General features: G+C 67.5%; 15 protein-coding genes. 3 read left to right on the top strand and 12 right to left on the bottom strand.

Annotation, left to right across the window (positions count from 1 at the left end; genetic code table 11):
* Positions 1-43 precede the first annotated feature (43 nt).
* The 7 genes from H0X95_RS00640 to H0X95_RS00610 form a co-directional block, all read right to left on the bottom strand.
* Positions 44-904 (bottom strand): transporter substrate-binding domain-containing protein, encoded by an 861-nt coding sequence (locus tag H0X95_RS00640; RefSeq protein WP_034203907.1) that lies wholly within the window; start codon positions 902-904, stop codon positions 44-46.
* A gap of 363 nt (positions 905-1267) precedes the next feature.
* On the bottom strand, positions 1268-2251 hold the full coding sequence (locus H0X95_RS00635; protein WP_006484839.1) for a succinylglutamate desuccinylase/aspartoacylase domain-containing protein: 984 nt from the start codon (positions 2249-2251) through the stop codon (positions 1268-1270).
* Positions 2252-2341: 90 nt separating this feature from the next.
* On the bottom strand, positions 2342-3670 hold the full coding sequence (locus H0X95_RS00630; protein WP_059721465.1) for an MFS transporter: 1329 nt from the start codon (positions 3668-3670) through the stop codon (positions 2342-2344).
* A gap of 183 nt (positions 3671-3853) precedes the next feature.
* Positions 3854-4771, bottom strand: a complete 918-nt coding sequence (locus H0X95_RS00625) for a LysR family transcriptional regulator (RefSeq protein ID WP_006497915.1) — start codon at positions 4769-4771, stop codon at positions 3854-3856.
* A gap of 60 nt (positions 4772-4831) precedes the next feature.
* Positions 4832-6229 (bottom strand): DUF389 domain-containing protein, encoded by a 1398-nt coding sequence (locus H0X95_RS00620; protein WP_006485862.1) that lies wholly within the window; start codon positions 6227-6229, stop codon positions 4832-4834.
* A 139-nt stretch (positions 6230-6368) separates the two neighbouring features.
* Positions 6369-7334: a dTDP-4-dehydrorhamnose reductase family protein gene (locus H0X95_RS00615; protein ID WP_059721466.1), complete on the bottom strand. Its 966-nt coding sequence runs from the start codon at positions 7332-7334 to the stop codon at positions 6369-6371.
* A 214-nt stretch (positions 7335-7548) separates the two neighbouring features.
* Positions 7549-7749, bottom strand: coding sequence for a hypothetical protein (locus tag H0X95_RS00610; protein WP_077020527.1), 201 nt, complete (start codon positions 7747-7749; stop codon positions 7549-7551).
* Between the two features lie 575 nt (positions 7750-8324).
* Between H0X95_RS00610 and fliD the strand changes: the two genes are divergently transcribed.
* The gene (gene fliD / locus H0X95_RS00605) at positions 8325-9839 is read left to right on the top strand and encodes a flagellar filament capping protein FliD (RefSeq protein ID WP_059721467.1); all 1515 of its coding nucleotides are present in this window, start codon (positions 8325-8327) and stop codon (positions 9837-9839) included.
* A 126-nt stretch (positions 9840-9965) separates the two neighbouring features.
* On the opposite strand, the gene H0X95_RS00600 is transcribed toward fliD, so the two are convergent.
* Complete coding sequence (locus H0X95_RS00600) at positions 9966-10613, bottom strand: hypothetical protein (protein ID WP_059721508.1); 648 nt, start codon at positions 10611-10613, stop codon at positions 9966-9968.
* On the opposite strand from H0X95_RS00600, the gene H0X95_RS35845 reads away from it, so the two are divergent.
* A complete protein-coding gene (locus tag H0X95_RS35845) occupies positions 10555-10845 on the top strand; it encodes a hypothetical protein (RefSeq protein WP_226245005.1) in 291 nt (96 codons plus the stop codon). The genes H0X95_RS00600 and H0X95_RS35845 overlap by 59 nt on opposite strands.
* Positions 10846-11030: 185 nt before the next feature.
* Here H0X95_RS35845 and H0X95_RS00590 read toward each other — a convergent pair whose 3' ends face one another.
* From H0X95_RS00590 to rbsK, 3 genes are read right to left on the bottom strand one after another with little or no spacing between them, the layout of a single operon-like run.
* Positions 11031-11978 (bottom strand): dihydrodipicolinate synthase family protein, encoded by a 948-nt coding sequence (locus H0X95_RS00590; protein ID WP_006497910.1) that lies wholly within the window; start codon positions 11976-11978, stop codon positions 11031-11033.
* A gap of 43 nt (positions 11979-12021) precedes the next feature.
* On the bottom strand, positions 12022-13341 hold the full coding sequence (locus H0X95_RS00585; RefSeq protein WP_059721468.1) for an MFS transporter: 1320 nt from the start codon (positions 13339-13341) through the stop codon (positions 12022-12024).
* Positions 13342-13401: 60 nt separating this feature from the next.
* On the bottom strand, positions 13402-14328 hold the full coding sequence (gene rbsK, locus H0X95_RS00580; protein WP_059721469.1) for a ribokinase: 927 nt from the start codon (positions 14326-14328) through the stop codon (positions 13402-13404).
* 241 nt (positions 14329-14569) lie between these two features.
* Here rbsK and H0X95_RS00575 point away from each other — a divergent pair, with 241 nt between their 5' ends.
* On the top strand, positions 14570-15661 hold the full coding sequence (locus tag H0X95_RS00575; RefSeq protein WP_059721470.1) for a LacI family DNA-binding transcriptional regulator: 1092 nt from the start codon (positions 14570-14572) through the stop codon (positions 15659-15661).
* A gap of 15 nt (positions 15662-15676) precedes the next feature.
* On the opposite strand, the gene H0X95_RS00570 is transcribed toward H0X95_RS00575, so the two are convergent.
* Entirely contained in the window at positions 15677-16747 is a 1071-nt protein-coding gene (locus tag H0X95_RS00570) for a lysozyme inhibitor LprI family protein (protein ID WP_080403522.1), read from the bottom strand.
* Positions 16748-16871: the final 124 nt, after the last annotated feature.

The raw sequence follows: 16871 nt of genomic DNA, 5'->3' as shown, positions 1-16871 counted from the left end.
TGTGCCGTTCGACCGGCTCACGCGGCGGCAGCCGAACACGCGCTTACGGCGTGACGTCGGTCTTGAACCACTTGTCGGCGAGCTTCTTCACGGTGCCGTCCGCGAGCGCCGCGGCGATCGCCGTATCGAACTTCGTCTTCAGGTCGGCATCCTGCTTGCGGAACGCGAGCCCCTCGCCCGGCCCCCAGATCGGGCCGCCGAGCTTCGGCCCCGCGAGCACGATCGACGCGTTGTCCTTCTTCGCGTTGTTCGCCGCGTAGTACGTGACGTCGTCGAACGATGCGTCGATGCGCCCGGCGACCAGATCGAGATCGCGTTCGGGCGACGTCTTGTATACGCGAATCGACGCGATGTCCTTGAAGCTGTCGTTGATGAATTTCGTGTAGACGGTGCCCGACTGGATGCCGATCGTCTTGCCCTTCAGCTGCTTGCGCAGCGTGTCGACGGTCGGCTTGTCCGCGTTGGCGTCACCCGTCAGCTTGACGATCGGCGCGCCGGGCGCGGCCTTCGGCAGGATCTTCGTATCGGTGACGGCGAACGTCGCCGGCGTCGCCGCATACGGGCGCGAGAACAGCAGGATCTTTTCGCGCTCCGGCGTGATGGAAATCGCATCCATCAGGACATCGAACTTGCCGGCTTGCAGGCCGGGGATCATCCCGTCCCAGTCCTGCGCGACCATGTTGCACTGCACCTTGATGCGCTCGCACACGTTGGCGAGCAGCTCCGGTTCGAAACCGCCCAGCTTGCCGCCCGGCAGCGTGAGGTTCCACGGCGCGTAGCCGCCTTCGAGCGCGACCGTCACCGTCTTCCATTCCTTTGCCTGCACCGGCGCCGCGAGCGTGGCCGCCGCAGCCGCGATGATGCCGATCGTCCTGATTGCCCACTTGATGCGCTTGCCGTTCACGAGATTTCTCCTTGCGTTGAAGTTCGCCATCCCTTCGGTGCAGCAAGCCGCCTCAGGAATTTGTCTATACAAGCATGCAAGAAGAAAAACAGCGCGACAAGCAGCGATCAATAAAAACGAGGCAAACGCGGGAAATCCCCTAATTACAGGCATCCGGCGTGCGCCGTCGCGGGGAATTCCGGCACATGTTTGGTGCAGTTCGGGTGGCCGAATCGCAAGGATGACTAGACAAATTCCGAATTCGATCGTCAGGCCATGCCCCTGCGGCCGCTTTTCGACCCGACGACAAATGCGCGCTTGCCGGGAGCATCGCAAGCGCTGCATTGCAGCATGTCGACACGGACCGGCGCCGACCCGCCCGGCTCAGCGTTCGAGCAGGCGCCCGAGCCGCATCATCGTGACGTTCACGCCGAGATGGCGCATCGACGGCTGCACGATCACGCAGTCGTCGTACGGCGTGACGATCACGTCGTCGCCGTCGCGGGCGATCTCGGTGCCCGCCTTCGCGATCACTTCGAGCCCGGTGAACGGCTGCGAGAACCGGAAATCCATCGAGCGCGCGACGACCGGCTGCGTGATCTCGATGAACTTCTGCCGCACCGGCGCGGCCTGCGTCAGGAACGCCGCGACGTCGTCGCGTGCGACGACGCCCGCGTGCAGCAGGAAGCGCGCGGCGCTGTCGAGCGCGACCGCGCGCGCGCTCGCCGCGAAGTGCTGGCCCGTCTCGATCAGCAGCGCGTTCTTCGCGCTCGCCGGATCGCCGAAGCCGCCGTAGTCGCGCAGCCGCGTGCCGTTCGCATGGCCGCGATCGACGATCACGTGCTCCGGTGTGCCGAGCGCGGCGGCCAGCGCGATCGCCTTGTCGAGCGGCCCCGTCATCATCAGCGGCGCGGATGCTTCGTGCATCGAATGAATGTCGAGCAGCAGGTCGACCGTATCCAGCAGCGGCCGCATCGCCCGCGCCCGCGCGAGCTCGCGGCTGTCGCGCGTGCCGTCGAGCGCGGCCGGCGTCCATACGCGGTTCATGTCTTCGTCGAGGTAGCGCGTCGCGTCGGCATTCTCCGCGCTGAAATGCTCGTACGCGCCGACGTTGCCGAAGCCGAGCGACAGCCGGCCCGCGACCGGCCGCAGGCCGGCCGTCAGCAGCGCGTCCACCGCGATCGCGCCGCTGACTTCGTTGCCGTGCGTCAGCGCGAGGATCATCACGTGCTTGCCGGGCTTGCCGCTGTCGAACGTGTGCAGATAGTCGATGCCCGTGTTGCCCGCGCGCCAGCGCGAGATGTCCGGGAACGTCACTTCGATCGGATAGGCCGGCAGCGCGGCGCGGATGGCTTCAAGCGTGGTCATGTCGGAAGTGTCGGAAGGATTCGTCAGGGTTCGGGAAAGGCGCGACCGGCGTCGGCCGGCTGCGCCGGAATCGGGTTCGGGCGTGACGGATCACGCCTCGGTCGCGCGCGTCGCCGCCGCGGAACCGGCCGCCGCGCCGCGCATCCGGCGGCCGAGCGAGATCACCGACGTGATGCCGAGCACGGCCGTCGCCATCACGTAGAAACTCGGCGCCAGCTTGTCGTGCGTCGCGTCGATCAGCCAGGTCACGATCAGCGGCGCGAAGCCGCCGAACAGCGTCACCGAGAAGTTGTACGACAGCGCGAGGCCCGTGCCGCGCGTACTGGTCGGGAAGATGTCCGCGAGCAGCGCCGGCAGCGGCGCCAGGCTCACCGCGATCAGCAGCCCGACCAGCGCCTGCACCGCGAGCAGCGTTTCGACCGTCGGATAGCGGTTCAGCAGGACGAACAGCGGCCACGTCGTCACGCCCACGAGAATCAGCGCGATCAGCATCACGCGAATACGGCCGAACCGATCCGACAGGTGCCCGACGACCGGCGCCGCGATCATCAGCATCGCGCCCGTGACGACCGCGCCGAGATACGACGACGTAGCCGGGATATGCAGCTGCTTCACCGCGTACGTCGGCATGTAGAGCTTGTGCACGTAGTTGAACGCCGTGGCCGTCGCGACCACGCCCGCGCCGAGCAGCATGTTCGCGCGGTCGCGCACGAACACGTCGCGCAGGGGCGACTTCGCGCGCCCCGCCTCGCCGAGCCGGCGGAAATCGGCCGGTTCGTCGATGTTGCGGCGGATATACAGCCCGACCGGGCCGATCAGCAGTCCGACCGCGAACGCGACGCGCCAGCCCCACGCATGCAGCTGGTCGGCGGTCAGCAGCAGGCTCAGCAGCGCGGACACGCCGGCCGCGAGCACCGTCGCGAGCCCCTGCGTCGCCATCTGCCAGCTTGCGAAGAAGCCGCGCCGCTTCGCGTCGGCCTGCTCGACCATGAACGCGGTCGCCGCGCCGAATTCGCCGCCCGTCGAGAAGCCTTGCAGCATCCGCGCGACGATGATCAGCAGCGGCGACGCGATGCCGATCTGCGCATACGTCGGCGCGAACGCGATCATCGCGGTGCCGAGCATCATCAGCCCGATCGAAATCGTCAGCGATGCCTTGCGGCCCGCGCGATCCGCATAGCTGCCGAGCACGATCGAGCCGAGCGGCCGCGTGACGAACGAGATGCCGAACGTGCCGACCGACAGCAGCAGCGAGGTGGCCGCGTCGTGCGTCGGGAAAAACAGTTGACCGATGACGATCGCGAAATAGCCGTAGATCAGCAGATCGTAGAATTCCAGCGCGTTGCCGATGCTCGCGGCGCAGATCTCGCGCCACGGATTGTGCGGGGCCGGCTGCGCGGCGTGCGGGTTGCGGGTCATGCCTGTGCTCCTCCGTTGATGCTGGCCGTCAGGATTGTGAAAGACGGCGCGCGGCGGTTGCCGGCGTGCGTCCGGGCCAGTCAAGCGCGGAGTGTAGGCACCGCGGCGCGTGCGTTCGTGCCGTTTCGGCACGCGATCGTGCTGATCGGTGCATCGCGCGCCGGGGCGACCCGGGCCGCGGGTTCAGCCGGCCGGCGCTCCGCCGTCGTCGCGGGACGGCGCGGTGCGCCAGATCGCGTCGAGGACCGGATGCGATTCGTTCCGGCGGCGATACAGCGCGACGTCGAAACCGATCTGCCAGTCCGCGCCGCCGACGATCGCGAGTTCGCCGCGCCGCACGTCGTCCGCGACGAGCCGCTGCGGCAGCCACGCGAGGCCGAGCCCGCGCCGCGCCATCGCGAGGATCGCTTCGTAGGAGTCGGCCTGGTACACCGGGCGCAACGTCGGCCGGTTCGGCATTTCGGCGAGATGGCGCGCGAGCACCGCGCGCAGCGTCAGCGTACGGGCGAACGCGAGCCACGGCACCGGCGCCTGCCCGGCCGGCAGCCGGTAGCGCGCGCTGCCGCGCGCATCGAGCGCGCTGACGGGCACCAGCACCTCGCGCGCGACCGACAGCCAGTCGAAGCGGTCGCGGTCGATCAGCAGCCGCGTGTGCGGGCTCGAATAGACGATCAGCATGTCGGCCTCGCCGGCCGTCAGCTGCAGGATCGCCTCCTCCGCGCTGCCGGTCGACACGGTCGCCGTGAAAAAGCCTGCGCGCGCAACCGTCTCGTCGTACCAGTCGGGGAAGAAGGTGGCCGACAGCGTGCGGCCGGTCGCGATCCGGAGGGTGTTTTCCGGCACCGGCGACGCTTCCTGCAGTTGCGTGCGCGCACCGTGCAGGATGTCGAGCGCGTTCGATGCGGCATCGAGGAACACGGTGCCGGCCGCCGTCAGTTCGAGCGGCTTCGTGCGCGCGATCAGGCGCGTGCCGACCCATTCCTCGAGCGAACGGATGCGGCGGCCGAACGCCGGGTGCGTGACGAAGCGGTTTTCCGCTGCACGCGTGAAGCTGCGCGTGCGCGCGAGTTCGACGAAGTCTTCGAGCCATTTCAGTTGCATGGCAGGGCTCCTGCAGTCAACGGCACGGGGCGACGCTGAATCATCGGCATGCGCGTCGCATCAGCCGGCCGTCACGACCCGCACGCGCGGCGAATCGAGCCGCACGCTCAGCCAGCGCTCGATTCGCTGCCGGTCGGTGCGCGGCAGCGGCTTCGCGGTCGACACCACGAAGGTCACGAGCGGCTCGGCGTCCGGCGCGCTTGCGCCGCTGTCCCACGCATCGGTCGCGCCATACAGGATCTCGCGGATCTGCGGATACTGCGTGCGCAGTTCGCGCGCGACGCGCGCCAGTTCGGCCTGCTGCGCCGCCCGGCCGTCGATTTCGTGCTGCAGGCGCGCGATGGTCTGGTCCTTCACGTCCATCTCGGTGCGCGTGGCATGGTTCGCGGCGATCAGGTCCTGCGCGATGCTCGCCTTCAGCGACGACGCGAGCGCCCCGGTGTCGATGCGTTCGTCGCCGGCCTGCCGCACGACGAGCCGGCTGTTCGGCAAACCGTAGGCCGGCAGTTTGTCCGCCAGCCGGTCGAGCATCGCCTGGTCGACACGCCGGCCGACCAGCATCGCCTCGATCACACGGCCGCGCGGATCGATATGCCGGCTCGCGACCACCGACAACGGCAGCGACAGTTCGGCCTTGATGAACTGGTCGGCACGCGCGTTGAACACTTCCTGCGTGACGAGCCGGTACGCGAGGATCACGCTCGGCACGGCGGTCAGGACGACCGCCGCGAGCACGAAGCGCCGCACGCGCCGCTGCATCGCCTCGTCCACGCGCGCGGCCGGCTTCGCGCGAATCACCCACGTGACCACCACGGTCGCGAACGCGATGAACACGCAGTTGATCGAGAACAGGTAGAACGCGCCCGCGAAATACGCGAGGCTGCCATGCGCGAGCCCGTAGCCGGCCGTGCACAACGGCGGCATCAGCGCGGTCGCGATCGCGACGCCGGGGATCACGTTGGTCTTTTCGCTGCGCGTCGCGCCGACCATCCCGACGAGCCCGCCGAACAGCGCGATCAACACGTCCCAGATGCTCGGCGACGTGCGCGCGAGAAGTTCGGAGTGTTCGCCCGTCAGCGGACTCAGCGAGAAATACAGCGCCGAAGTCGCAAGGCTGATCAGCGTGGCGACGGCCAGTGTCTTCAGCGAGCGCCGGATCAACGCGAAGTCGTAGATGCCGATCCCGTAGCCCAGGCCCATGATCGGCCCCATGAGCGGTGAGATCAGCATCGCGCCGATGATGACGGCCGTCGAGTTCACGTCGAGGCCGATCGACGCGATGAAAATCGCGGACATCAGGATCCACAGGTTGGTCCCGCGCAATCCGACGCCGCCGCGGATGTCCTGATCGATCGTTTCCCGGTCGGCCTGGCCTTCGCGCAGGCTGAAGTACTGGCGAAACGTGGTACGCACACGCGCCAGCGTGCGCGTCGTCGGACGGGGGGATACGGTGGTCATGGTTGTTGTTCGTTGAGCCGTGGGAACGGCGCGGGTATCGCGTCATCCTGCGTCGCGCGACCCGCGGGAACCCGCGCGCGCAGCGCGACAAGCATCGCATAGGGGCGGCGTTCGCACAATCGGCCGCCCGCGTGCGGCTTTACGGCATCGGGCGGCCGTCGTGCAGGATCGCGTGCAGCGCCGTATCGAACGGCGTCGCGTAATCGATCCCGAGCGCGCGCACGCGTGTCGCGTCGAGATGGCAGTCGTACGGACGCGGCGTCGCGTCGGTCGGCTGGGTGATCGGCGTGAGCGACGCCTCGATGCGGAGCGCGGCCGCGATTCGCTGCGCGATGGCGTACTTCGTCATCGGCTCCTCGCTCGACCAATGGCGAATGCCCGTGACCGTGTCACCCGCGAGATGGCGCAGCGTCAGATCGCGGATGACCTGCGCGACGTCGGGCGTGTAGGTCGGGTAACGGATCGCCCATGCGTCCATGCCGACCGCGTCGGCGCCCGGGCGCGCCGACGCGACGACGGCCGGAACGAGGCTCGTGACGGCCGATTCGCTCCAGTCGACGATCGGGCCGAACAGCAACGGCAGGCGCAGCACGCACGACAGCGGCGAGGCGGCGAGCAGCGCGGCCTCGCCTTCCAGCTTGGTGCGACCGTAGATGTTCAGCGGGTTCGGGGTGGCGTCCTCGCTGTAGGGGGCGGCCTTGCCGTCGAAGACGTAGTCGGTCGAAATGCCGAGCGTCCATGCGCCGTATCGCGCGGCGAGTGCGCCGATGCGGGCCGGCGCCGTGACGTTGATGGCGCGGGCGGCGGCCGGGTCGCGTTCGCAGACGTCGGGGCGACGTTCGGCGGCGCAGAGAATCACCGCTGCCGGCTTGTGGATTTCAAAAAGGCGTTCGAGGGACGGCTGGTCGAGGACGTCGAGTTCGGCGATGTTGTCCGGCGGCAATGCGAGCCGTTTCGCACCGGCGCCTTGCGGGTTCCGGATGGTCGCGAGCAGCGTCAGCGACGGTTCGCGGGACAAGGACGCGGCGACCGCGCGGCCGAGCAGGCCGGAGGCGCCGACGAGGAGGATGGTGGGGAGAGAAGTCGACGAATCGATTGCTGTCATTGAGTGCATTCGTGTAAAAGCCACGCGGATCAACGCACCTTCGTGGTCGGTACATTGGCCGTGCGCCGGTTCGGCAGGATACGGAACGAGGTGTCCAGCGGCGTCGCGACCGCCAACGTCAACGCTCGATCCGGAATGGTTTCATCTTCGCCTGAGGCGTATCCACTGTAACAGCCCCGGCCTGCCCCTTCGGTAGGGCCAACTGGCTTTTCCCCTATTGGTCCGGATATGTGACAGCCTGAAATGCTTCATGTGCGTCCTTGGCGATGAATCCCGGTGCACGCCCAAAAACAACGCTAATCCCACCCACTAATACCGCTCCGATGCTCACCGCTTCGTTGACCTTGCGTTGGAGAGCCACCACCGTTTCACCCGCGGTTTTGGTCGGACCACCACTCAACACCTCGTATCGCATTCTTTACGCTCCTTGTCCTAAGGGTCACACTCGGTCACTCGATGCCAGCGAAGAAAAAGTACCCCAGTGGGTCGAACCACGATGAAATATTTTTGATAAAAAATCCATATGATTCAAAGACGACGGATACCTCGAATCCGAGAGCGTATCGGATACTCGCAAGAAATGACTCCCCTTCAGCACACCGCCCATCCGCGTGCTGTTTAGCAAAATCGACGAAAAACATGTCATCGAACATTCATGTTTCCGGCAGGTTTTAAAATCCGGCGAAATTCCTTGATAAATACAAACATAATCATGCACTTGGACTGAAACGCCGCTCGTTTTCGCCGAACCCGCACCAACCTTTCCCCCAGCCACACTTTCCGCAAGAATCATTACAAAAAATTACCAACCAATACCGATTTAAGAATACGATAGCGCACCGATTCATTCTTACGTTTTCCCGACACCCCAGCCATCCGCGGCGCGCGAGAAGCGGCATGCACGCGGATCGCCACGCGCCCGCCCGGATCACCGCCGGCCGGCTGGACCGCCGTTCGCGACTGGATCGCCTTTCAACCCGGAGCCCACCCATGCCAACGAACACGCCCGTCAACAGCAGCGCGAACGCGAACAGCCTGATGCAACAGGCGGCGCAATCGATCATCAACGGCTCGACCGGCAATCCGGCGATGGACGTCGGCGCGCTCGTCAAGACGCTGGTGAACGCGAAAACGGCTGGCCGGGTCGCGACGCTGGCCGCTTCGCAAGCGAGCGGCAACACGCGGATTTCCGCGTTCGGTGCGTTGTCGTCGGCGCTCGGCGCGCTCGAGGCGGGCCTGACGTCGCTGAAGAACGGCGCACTGCAGTCGACGTTCAATGCCGTCGCGAGCGGCAAGGGGTTGACCGCGACGGCGGGCGCGGGCGCGGTGGCCGGCACCTACACGGTCGGCGTCACGCAGATCGCGACCGCGCAGGCGCTGTCGTCCGCGGGCTTCAACGGCAGCAAGGCGCTCGGCACCGGCACGCTGACGCTGTCGCTCGGCAGCCAGTCGTTCAAGGTCGAGGTCGGCAGCACCAACAACACGCTGGCGGGCATCGCGGCGGCGATCAACGGCGCGTCGGGCAACCCGGGAATCAGCGCGACGGTCATCAACGGCACGGACGGCGCGCACCTCGTGCTCGCGTCGTCGAAGACGGGCTCGGCGAACGCGATCAGCGTCGCCGTGGCCAACGTTGCCAACGACAGCGGCCTGTCGAACCTCGGCGTCACGTCGACGGCCGATCCGTCGGGTGGCGCGTCGAAGATCGATTCGGCAAACGGCTCGGCCGCCTGGCGGCAGAGCGCCGTCGCGCAGGATGCGAAATTCACGCTCAACGGGATCGCATCGACCAGCGCGAGCAACACGGTGTCGGGCGTGCTGACCGGCATCACGCTGAACCTGTCGGCGGCCGCGGTCAGCGCGACCGATACGCAGACGCTGACGGTCAGCACCGACACGAAATCGCAGGCCGCCACGATCACGAATTTCGTGAGCCTGTACAACACGGTCGTCAAGACGATGGGCGCACTGTCGAGCTACACGGCCGGCGCCAGCTCGCAAGGCGCGCTGATCGGCGATTCGACGCTGAACACGATCCGCAACGCGCTGGCGTCGATCGTCGCGCGCGGCGTCGACGGCGGCGGCGCCACCGAAAAGGGCAACGGACACGTGAACCTGTTGTCGATCGGCATCAAGCTCGAGCGGGACGGCACGCTGAACGTCGACAGCGCAAGGCTCGATAGCGCGCTGTCCGCCAATCCGTCGGGCGTCGCGCGCCTGTTCAATCCGGAGAACGGGATCGGCACGCGCCTGGCCGACCAGATCACGCAGTTCACGAAGAAGAACGGAATGATCGACGTGCGCACGACCGCGCTGAACGCCGATCTGAAACGTGTCGCGCAGCAGCAGTCGGATCTGTCCGACTATGCCGCGCAATTGACCAAGCAGTATCAGGCCCAGTTCACCGCGCTCAATACGCTGATGACCCGGATGAATACCAACTCGCAATACCTGACGCGTTTGTTTGGTGGTGCGAACAGTAACGGTACGCTGTCCAAGAGGTGAACGGCCGGGTCGCGGTACGCGCGGCCCCGCAGACGTCGCCCATGCCCGGCGGCGCGCCAGCGCCCGCCGGATCGACGTCACCGCGGCCGGCAGCCGGCCCGCAGTCGTCCTCGACGCAGGCGCGCGTCAGCCGAGACCTTCGACGCGATCGGCGAACCAATCGATCGCGCGCGACACCTGACGCCCGAAATAGCCGGGCCGTTCGTGCTCGTACGCACGCAGCAGCGACGTGCATTCGCGCTCGGCCCAGCGCCACATCGGGCCCTGCTTCGCAAATACCGGATGGTCGCGCAACTCGGCAGGTACCGCGTGCTCGTCCTCCCAGCCCCAGAAATAGGCCTGGTAGGCACGGGCGAACGGCATGCCCAGCTGTTGCGCGACGGTCTCGTCATGGCGCAGCGTGAAGTCGACGATCTCCTTGCGCGTGCGACCGCTCACGCCGTCGTGGCGCGCCTCGATCCAGCAGTGATACCGCGCGAGTTGCGACAGATGCCGCGCGGTGCGGCGCCGCTCGCGCGTCGTGCACAGCGCGTACAGATTGCCGCCGCCGAAATCCATCACTTCACCGCCGGCGAACGGCCGATAAGACTGGCCGGTCAACAGCGTCAGCACCCGCGCGCCGACGATCGCATAGTCGGCGCAGCGCATGTAGCCGCTACGCGTCGTCGCTTCCGACACGCTCCGGTGGACGACTTCATCGATCACGGCGTGCAGCATGGGATCAACCGGCGCCGCCAGGATCGGCGGCTGGCTTGTCGTCGTCACGTGTTGCATGGGCGAATGCGGCTTCAGCGGTTCATCGGCAAAAATCACTCCGGAGCATGGTATGACGAACCGTTACAACGCACGGCCGCGGAATTGCGCAGATTTGTGCGCTTTCGTCGCCTCGCGCAAGACATGTCGACAGTTCGTCGGACACGGCAAATGCGCGGCGTGGCGGATGGACGAGACGAACGTCGACAGCGCGCTCGCGGACCGCGGACGGTTCGAGTTCGTGATGTCGTGACTGACGGCGGGAGGGGCGCGGCGGCAGGCGTTGCCGCCATCGACGGAAGGGGATCGCAACGAGTGCGCCGCGATTGCGGCGCATCGCGCAAAGCGGCTCGTGCTTGCAGGCACCGAGCGTGCCGCCGCATGCACGGCACGCGATGCGATCACGCGCCGCGCGGCTGGCGCGGCACGCGCCCTCCGTTATGACGCGGCAATCCGCCGGCGGAAATGTTCGGTGCCGGCCACGATCTTGTCGAGCACCGCGTCGAGCGCCCAGAAGCGTTCGCGCACGTCGTAGTCGATCGCACGGCATTTGATCGACCCGAACGTACCGATCCGCTGGTGATAGAGCTTCGCGAGCGCCGGGTAGCCCAGCGCCTCCGATACCGCCGAGACGACCAGGAACGTCGACAGTTCGTCGGCCAGCGCCGGATTCGACTCGCCCCGCGTGCGCAGCCACTGGTAGAGGTCGGGATGGAAGTTGGTGAACACGCCGTTGAAACCGGCCGACCCGGCCTTCATCGCGTCCCAGGCAATCGCGGCGTTCGCGTTCAGGATCTTCAGCGGCGATCCTGCGGCGAGCGCGACGCGGCGCTTCACCGTCGCGAGATCGCAGCTCACGTCCTTGAGCATCACGAACCGGCCCGTGTCGATGCACGCGCGCAGTTCGTCATCCGACAGAAGCCGCCGGTACGGCGCCGGACATTCGTACAGACCGAGCGGGAGATCCGACGGTAACCGCGCAAGCAGCCGGTGCAGATGGTCGAGCAATGCGGCGCTGCCCTTGCGTTGCGGATCGAGCCGGTTGGTCACGAGCACGACGCCCTGCGCGCCCGATTCGGCCGCCGCGCACAGTTCGGCGACCTGCGCATCGAGATCGTCGCTGATGTGCCCGGACGCGACGACCGGCACACGCCCGCCCACCCGTTCGACCACGAAGCGCGCGAGTGCCGCGCGTTCGGCCAGGCTCAGGAACTGCATCTCGCTCGACTGCGCGACCGCGAACAATGCGTCGGATCCGTGCGCCAGATACCATTCGATGAGCCGCTCGAGTCCGGCGTAGTCGATCGCACCGGCGTCGTCGAACGGCGTCAGCATCACCGGCACGATCCCTTCGATGGTCACGTTCGATTGCTGCGGGTGTTGCATCTGTTTCTCCTTGCTTCAATGAATGCGGATGCAGGCGGCATGCTCAAGCCGGCAACGGCCCGGGCGCGGCGTTCGCGGCCTGTTCGGGAATCGGCTTGCGCACGAGCAGCAGGTACGCCATCGCACCGGTGAACGCGATCGCGGCCGCGGTGAGCAACGCGGGCACGAACGACCACCTCTGCGCGATGATGCCGGTCAGGATCGGTGCCAGCGCGCCGCCGATGAAGCCGCCGAAATTCTGGATCGCGCCGAGCGACGCGATGCGGCTCGGCGGCGCGGCCGCCGTCGCGAGCGCCCACGAGCACGCCGACGCCGCGTTGGCGAGAAAGATCACGACCGAAATGCATGCGAGCGCAACCGTATTGCTCTGCACGAGCGCGGCCGGAATCGTGAACGCGACCATCCCGAGCATCGCAGCCACGACCGCATTGCGCCGGCTCGCGACCGGCGACCGGCTGCGGCGCGTGACGAAATCCGACAGCCAGCCCGCGACCAGCGAACCGACGAATCCGCACAGGAACGGCACCGATGCGGCAAACCCCGTGCGAACCAGGCTCATGTGCCGCTCCATCGTCAGGTAGCCCGGCAGCCAGGTCAGGTAGACCCAGTTCAGGTACACGGAGCCGAAGAAGCCGATCAGCATGCCCCAGGTCGTGCCGTGCGAGAACAGGCTGCGCCATTCGACGAAGGTCAGTTTCGGCGCGGTGACGACGCTTTGCGCATCGGCATCGAGATAACCGCGTTCGGCGACGGACAGTTCCGCGCGCACCGGGTCGCGATACAGCGCGAACCACACGACGGCGACGACGAGACCGAGCGCACCGGTCACGATGAATGCCCAGCGCCAGTCGAACGAGGCGACGAGAACTGACAGCAGCAGCGGCGCAAGCGCGGTACCGAGCGGCGACGCGGCATTGAAAATGCCGGTCGGCGTGCCGCGCGCGCGCAGCGGAAACCAGTTGCTCACCACGCGCGCGGCCGACGGGAATTGCGGCGCCTCGCCGATGCCGAGCACGATGCGCGCGACGATGAACCAGCCGAAGGTGGACACGATGCCGCCCGCCGCCTGCGCGAACGACCAGACGATCAGCCCGATGCCGAGCAGCCGGCGCGGGCCGATGCGGTCGACCAGCCCGCCGACCGGAAACTGGCACAGCGCATAGCTCCACGAGAAGGCCGACAGCAGCAGCCCCATCTGCGCGAGCGACAGGCCGAGATCGCCGCGGATCGCCGAACTCGCGACGGCCAGCGTGCCGCGATCGAGATAGTTGACGATCCCGCTCGCCATCAACAGCGCGAGCGCGATGCGTTGACCGCGCCGAATCCGTGGCGGCGCGTGCGGAACAGGTGGGTTGTCGTTCATGTCGATTGTCTCCATGTCACTGGTTTCGGCCGGGTTCGGCCGTTCCGTCGCATGCGGAATTCAGCTCTCCATACGGTCGACTTCGTCGCGCGTCGGAATCGACGTCTGCGCGCCGTGGCGCGTGACGCTGATCGCGGCCGCACGCTGGCCGAAGCCGATCGCGTCGTCCATCGACGCGCCGCCGGCTCGCGCGGCCGCGAACCCGCCGACGAACGTGTCGCCGGCCGCGGTCGTATCGACGGCCGCCACCACGATCGCCGGATGGCGGCCGCTGCCTGCGCTGCCGCGCCAGCAGACGCCGCGCGCGCCGAGCGTGACGAGCACGTTGCCGACGCCCTTCGCGCACAGCGCCTCGGCGGCGCGCGCGGCCGACGCGTCGTCGCCGACCGCGATGCCGGTCAGCGACTCGGCCTCGGTTTCGTTGACGACCAGATAGTCGACCCGCGCCAGCAACGCATCGAAGAGCGGCCGTGCGGGGGCGGGATTCAGCAGCACCTGCGTGTGGTGCGCGCTTGCACAGGCAATCGCGCGCGCCACGGTGGCGACCGGCACCTCGAGCTGACACACGAGCAGCGCGGCCCCGGCGATCGCGTCGCGCGCCGCATCGATCCGGTCGGCATCGACGCATGCATTCGCGCCGGGCACGACGACGATGCTGTTCGCGCCGTCGTCGTCGACCGTGATCGTCGCGACCCCGGTCGCCGTGCCGCCGATCCGGTGCAGGTGCGTCACGTCGATGCGCTCTGCCGCCAGCGCGCCGTGCAGGCGCGCACCGAACGCGTCGTCGCCGACGCACCCGATCATCGTGACCGATGCACCGAGGCGCGCGGCCGCGACCGCCTGGTTCGCGCCCTTGCCGCCGTGGACGGTCTCGAACGTCGTGCCGAGCAGCGTTTCGCCCGGCACCGGCAGGCGCGGCGCGCGCGTGACGAGGTCGATGTTGACGCTGCCGACGACGGCGATACGCGGTGACGTGGTGTCGCTCATGCTCGAATGTAACCGCTTACATTTACAGCCGACAAAATGGCCGGACAGGCCATCGCCTCCGAAAATTCCGCGATGCGGGTGAAATCCATGTCTGACATAATGTGGAGCAGCAACAAGATAGCGCTTACATTCTCACAGGATCGAATGGAGATGCAAGCGGGACCACCATGAATCGAGGGTAAACAATGACGCGACTGGCAACGCACCGCGCCGGCAGGCCCATGCCGCCGGGAGACCGCCGATGAGCTCGCCCCCGTCCCGCGGTGGCGCGTCGCGGGCACGCCGCGGCAGCGGCCGCTCGGTACTCGGCGACGTCGCGAAACTGGCCGGCGTGTCGACCGCGACCGTCTCGCGCGTGTACAACGATCCCGGCAAGGTCTCGGCCGACGTGCAACAGCGCGTGCGCGACGCGGCGCTCGCGCTGAACTGGATTCCGAATGCGGCCGGCCGCGCGCTGGCGTCCACGCGCACCCACATCACCGGCGCGATCATCCCGACGCTGGACGACCAGGTGTTCGCATCGCAGGTCGCCGGCATGCAGACGGTCATGGCCGAGCACGGCATCACGCTGTTCCTCGGTTGCTCGAACTACGACCCCGCGCAGGCGCTCTCGCAGGTGCGCGCGATGCTGTCGCGCGGCGTGGAGGCCGTGTCGCTGGTCGGCGAAGCGTATCCGCCGGAACTGTTCGAACTCCTGGCGATGCATCGCGTACCGTACGTCGTCACGTATGCGTATCGCGACGACAGCCCGCACTGCTGCATCGGCTTCGACAACCGCGCGGCATTCGCGCAGCTCACCGCCCATCTGCTCGACCTCGGCCACCGCGATTTCGCGATCATCATGCAGCCGTCGACGGACAACGACCGCGTCCAGGCTCGCCTGCGCGGCATTCACGACACGCTTGCCGCGCATGGGCTCGCGGTGCGCCCCGTGCATCAGCACGAAGGCGCGGCCACGATCGCGTTCGGGCGGGCGAGCCTGCGCGCGATCGTCGGCAGCGACGCGGCGACGCGGCCGACCGCGGTGATCTGCGGCAACGACGCGCTCGCGCTCGGCGCGTTGCTCGAAGCACAGGCGCTCGGCATCGACGTGCCCGCGCAGTTGTCGATCACCGGATTCGACGACATCGCGCTCGCGCGCGAGATCCAGCCGCCGCTGACGACGATGTGGGTCGACACCGACGCGATCGGGCGCCAGGCCGCGCATGCGCTGCTCGATGCGCTCGAGAACGGCGCTACGGGGCCTGGCCACGCGGTCCAGCCCGAATTGCGCATCCGGGCATCCGCGGCGGCGCCGGCGCAGACCCGCACGCGTGCGGCACGCAAGAAATAGCGAAGCAGCGCGTGCTTACTGCATCACGTCGATCGGCAGTGTCTTGTCGAGACGGTCGTGCCACGCGTTGATCGTCTTCGGCACGGTTTTCTTCCACGCCGGCACGTTCGAGTAATAACGCATCCGGACGTTGTTCTTCGCATCGAACACCAGCAGCCCGATCCACAGATCGGTGCCGCGACGCATCACGATCGCCGCGTTCGTCGTCGCGATGCCGCGCACCCAGTACGACGTCACCTGTGCGTTGAGGCCGTCGAGATCCTTTTCGTCCGCGCTGAGATTGACCACGTCGACGAGCGTCTGATAGTCGGCGCCGAGCAGCTTGTGCGCGGTCGCGTTCTGCTGTGCGTCGGCGACGACCTTGAGGCTCAGCAGGTCGGCCGGCGGCTTTGACTGCGACTGCGCGGCGGTCACGTAGTCGCCTGCGTACATGACGCCCATGCCTGCGCCGCAATCGATATCGGCACCCTGCTGCGTGACGCGGATGCGTCCGCCCTTCCGGTCGAAATCGAGCCGGCACTTGTCCCGGCGATAGGTGCCGCTGTCGCCGTGCAGCACGATGTCGCCGTCGAGCCCGCCATCGTGCGCGCCGTTGTTGGCGCTCAACGCGAAATGCAGGCGGGGCGCCGTGCCGGTGAACGTCAGCACACCGCCGAACGATGGGTTGTCGCTGTCGAGATACCACGTCTGCTGCCAGCGATCGGCCGCGAGCGGCGTGCCGTTCAGGCTCGCAAGCCGTTCGCGATAACGGTCGCGCAGGCACGACTCATCGCCGCCGCACTGGTCGCGCTGCTTGAGCCACTTCAATTGCGCCTGCTTCAGCGCGGCCGTATCGCCGCCCTGCGCGAGCGCCCGCTTCCACGCCGTCGACAGCTCGCCGTCGAGCTTCGACAGCGCGGGGTTCGCGCAGATCGTCTTCTCGGTGGGCGACGCGGCCTTCGCGCAGTCGAAGCCGGCCGCATGCGCGGCGACCGGCAGCAGCATCAGCAGCGCGGCCGCCGCGACGGATGGCCAGTGCGGACGCTGCGTTTCACATGCGGGAATCGCGACTTGCCCGCGCACATTCGATCGGTTGTGGATGGTCATCGGCTTGATCGTCGCTGGGTCGCGCGCCCGTAGAAGCTACCGGTGCGCGACATTCGAGGTAAAAACACCCGGCCCGGCATGCAGCGCATGCGGCCGCCCCGCCGAAGCGTAACCCGAATGCGCG

The sequence above is a fragment of the Burkholderia sp. 9779_493 genome, from assembly GCF_015712215.1.
GTDB lineage: Bacteria > Pseudomonadota > Gammaproteobacteria > Burkholderiales > Burkholderiaceae > Burkholderia > Burkholderia cenocepacia.
Note: the sequence above shows the minus strand (reverse complement) of the source record. Positions and strands in the feature narration are given on the sequence as shown.

Coding starts and splice junctions, on each gene's coding strand:
- H0X95_RS35845 (WP_226245005.1), top strand. CDS start 10,555: ATGGGATCAACCGGCGCCGCCAGGATCGGCGGCTGGCTTGTCGTCGTC.
- H0X95_RS00600 (WP_059721508.1), bottom strand. CDS start 10,613: ATGCAACACGTGACGACGACAAGCCAGCCGCCGATCCTGGCGGCGCCG.
- H0X95_RS00570 (WP_080403522.1), bottom strand. CDS start 16,747: ATGACCATCCACAACCGATCGAATGTGCGCGGGCAAGTCGCGATTCCC.
- H0X95_RS00625 (WP_006497915.1), bottom strand. CDS start 4,771: ATGCAACTGAAATGGCTCGAAGACTTCGTCGAACTCGCGCGCACGCGC.
- fliD (WP_059721467.1), top strand. CDS start 8,325: ATGCCAACGAACACGCCCGTCAACAGCAGCGCGAACGCGAACAGCCTG.
- rbsK (WP_059721469.1), bottom strand. CDS start 14,328: ATGAGCGACACCACGTCACCGCGTATCGCCGTCGTCGGCAGCGTCAAC.
- H0X95_RS00620 (WP_006485862.1), bottom strand. CDS start 6,229: ATGACCACCGTATCCCCCCGTCCGACGACGCGCACGCTGGCGCGTGTG.
- H0X95_RS00610 (WP_077020527.1), bottom strand. CDS start 7,749: ATGCGATACGAGGTGTTGAGTGGTGGTCCGACCAAAACCGCGGGTGAA.
- H0X95_RS00590 (WP_006497910.1), bottom strand. CDS start 11,978: ATGCAACACCCGCAGCAATCGAACGTGACCATCGAAGGGATCGTGCCG.
- H0X95_RS00575 (WP_059721470.1), top strand. CDS start 14,570: ATGAGCTCGCCCCCGTCCCGCGGTGGCGCGTCGCGGGCACGCCGCGGC.
- H0X95_RS00630 (WP_059721465.1), bottom strand. CDS start 3,670: ATGACCCGCAACCCGCACGCCGCGCAGCCGGCCCCGCACAATCCGTGG.
- H0X95_RS00585 (WP_059721468.1), bottom strand. CDS start 13,341: ATGAACGACAACCCACCTGTTCCGCACGCGCCGCCACGGATTCGGCGC.
- H0X95_RS00615 (WP_059721466.1), bottom strand. CDS start 7,334: ATGACAGCAATCGATTCGTCGACTTCTCTCCCCACCATCCTCCTCGTC.
- H0X95_RS00635 (WP_006484839.1), bottom strand. CDS start 2,251: ATGACCACGCTTGAAGCCATCCGCGCCGCGCTGCCGGCCTATCCGATC.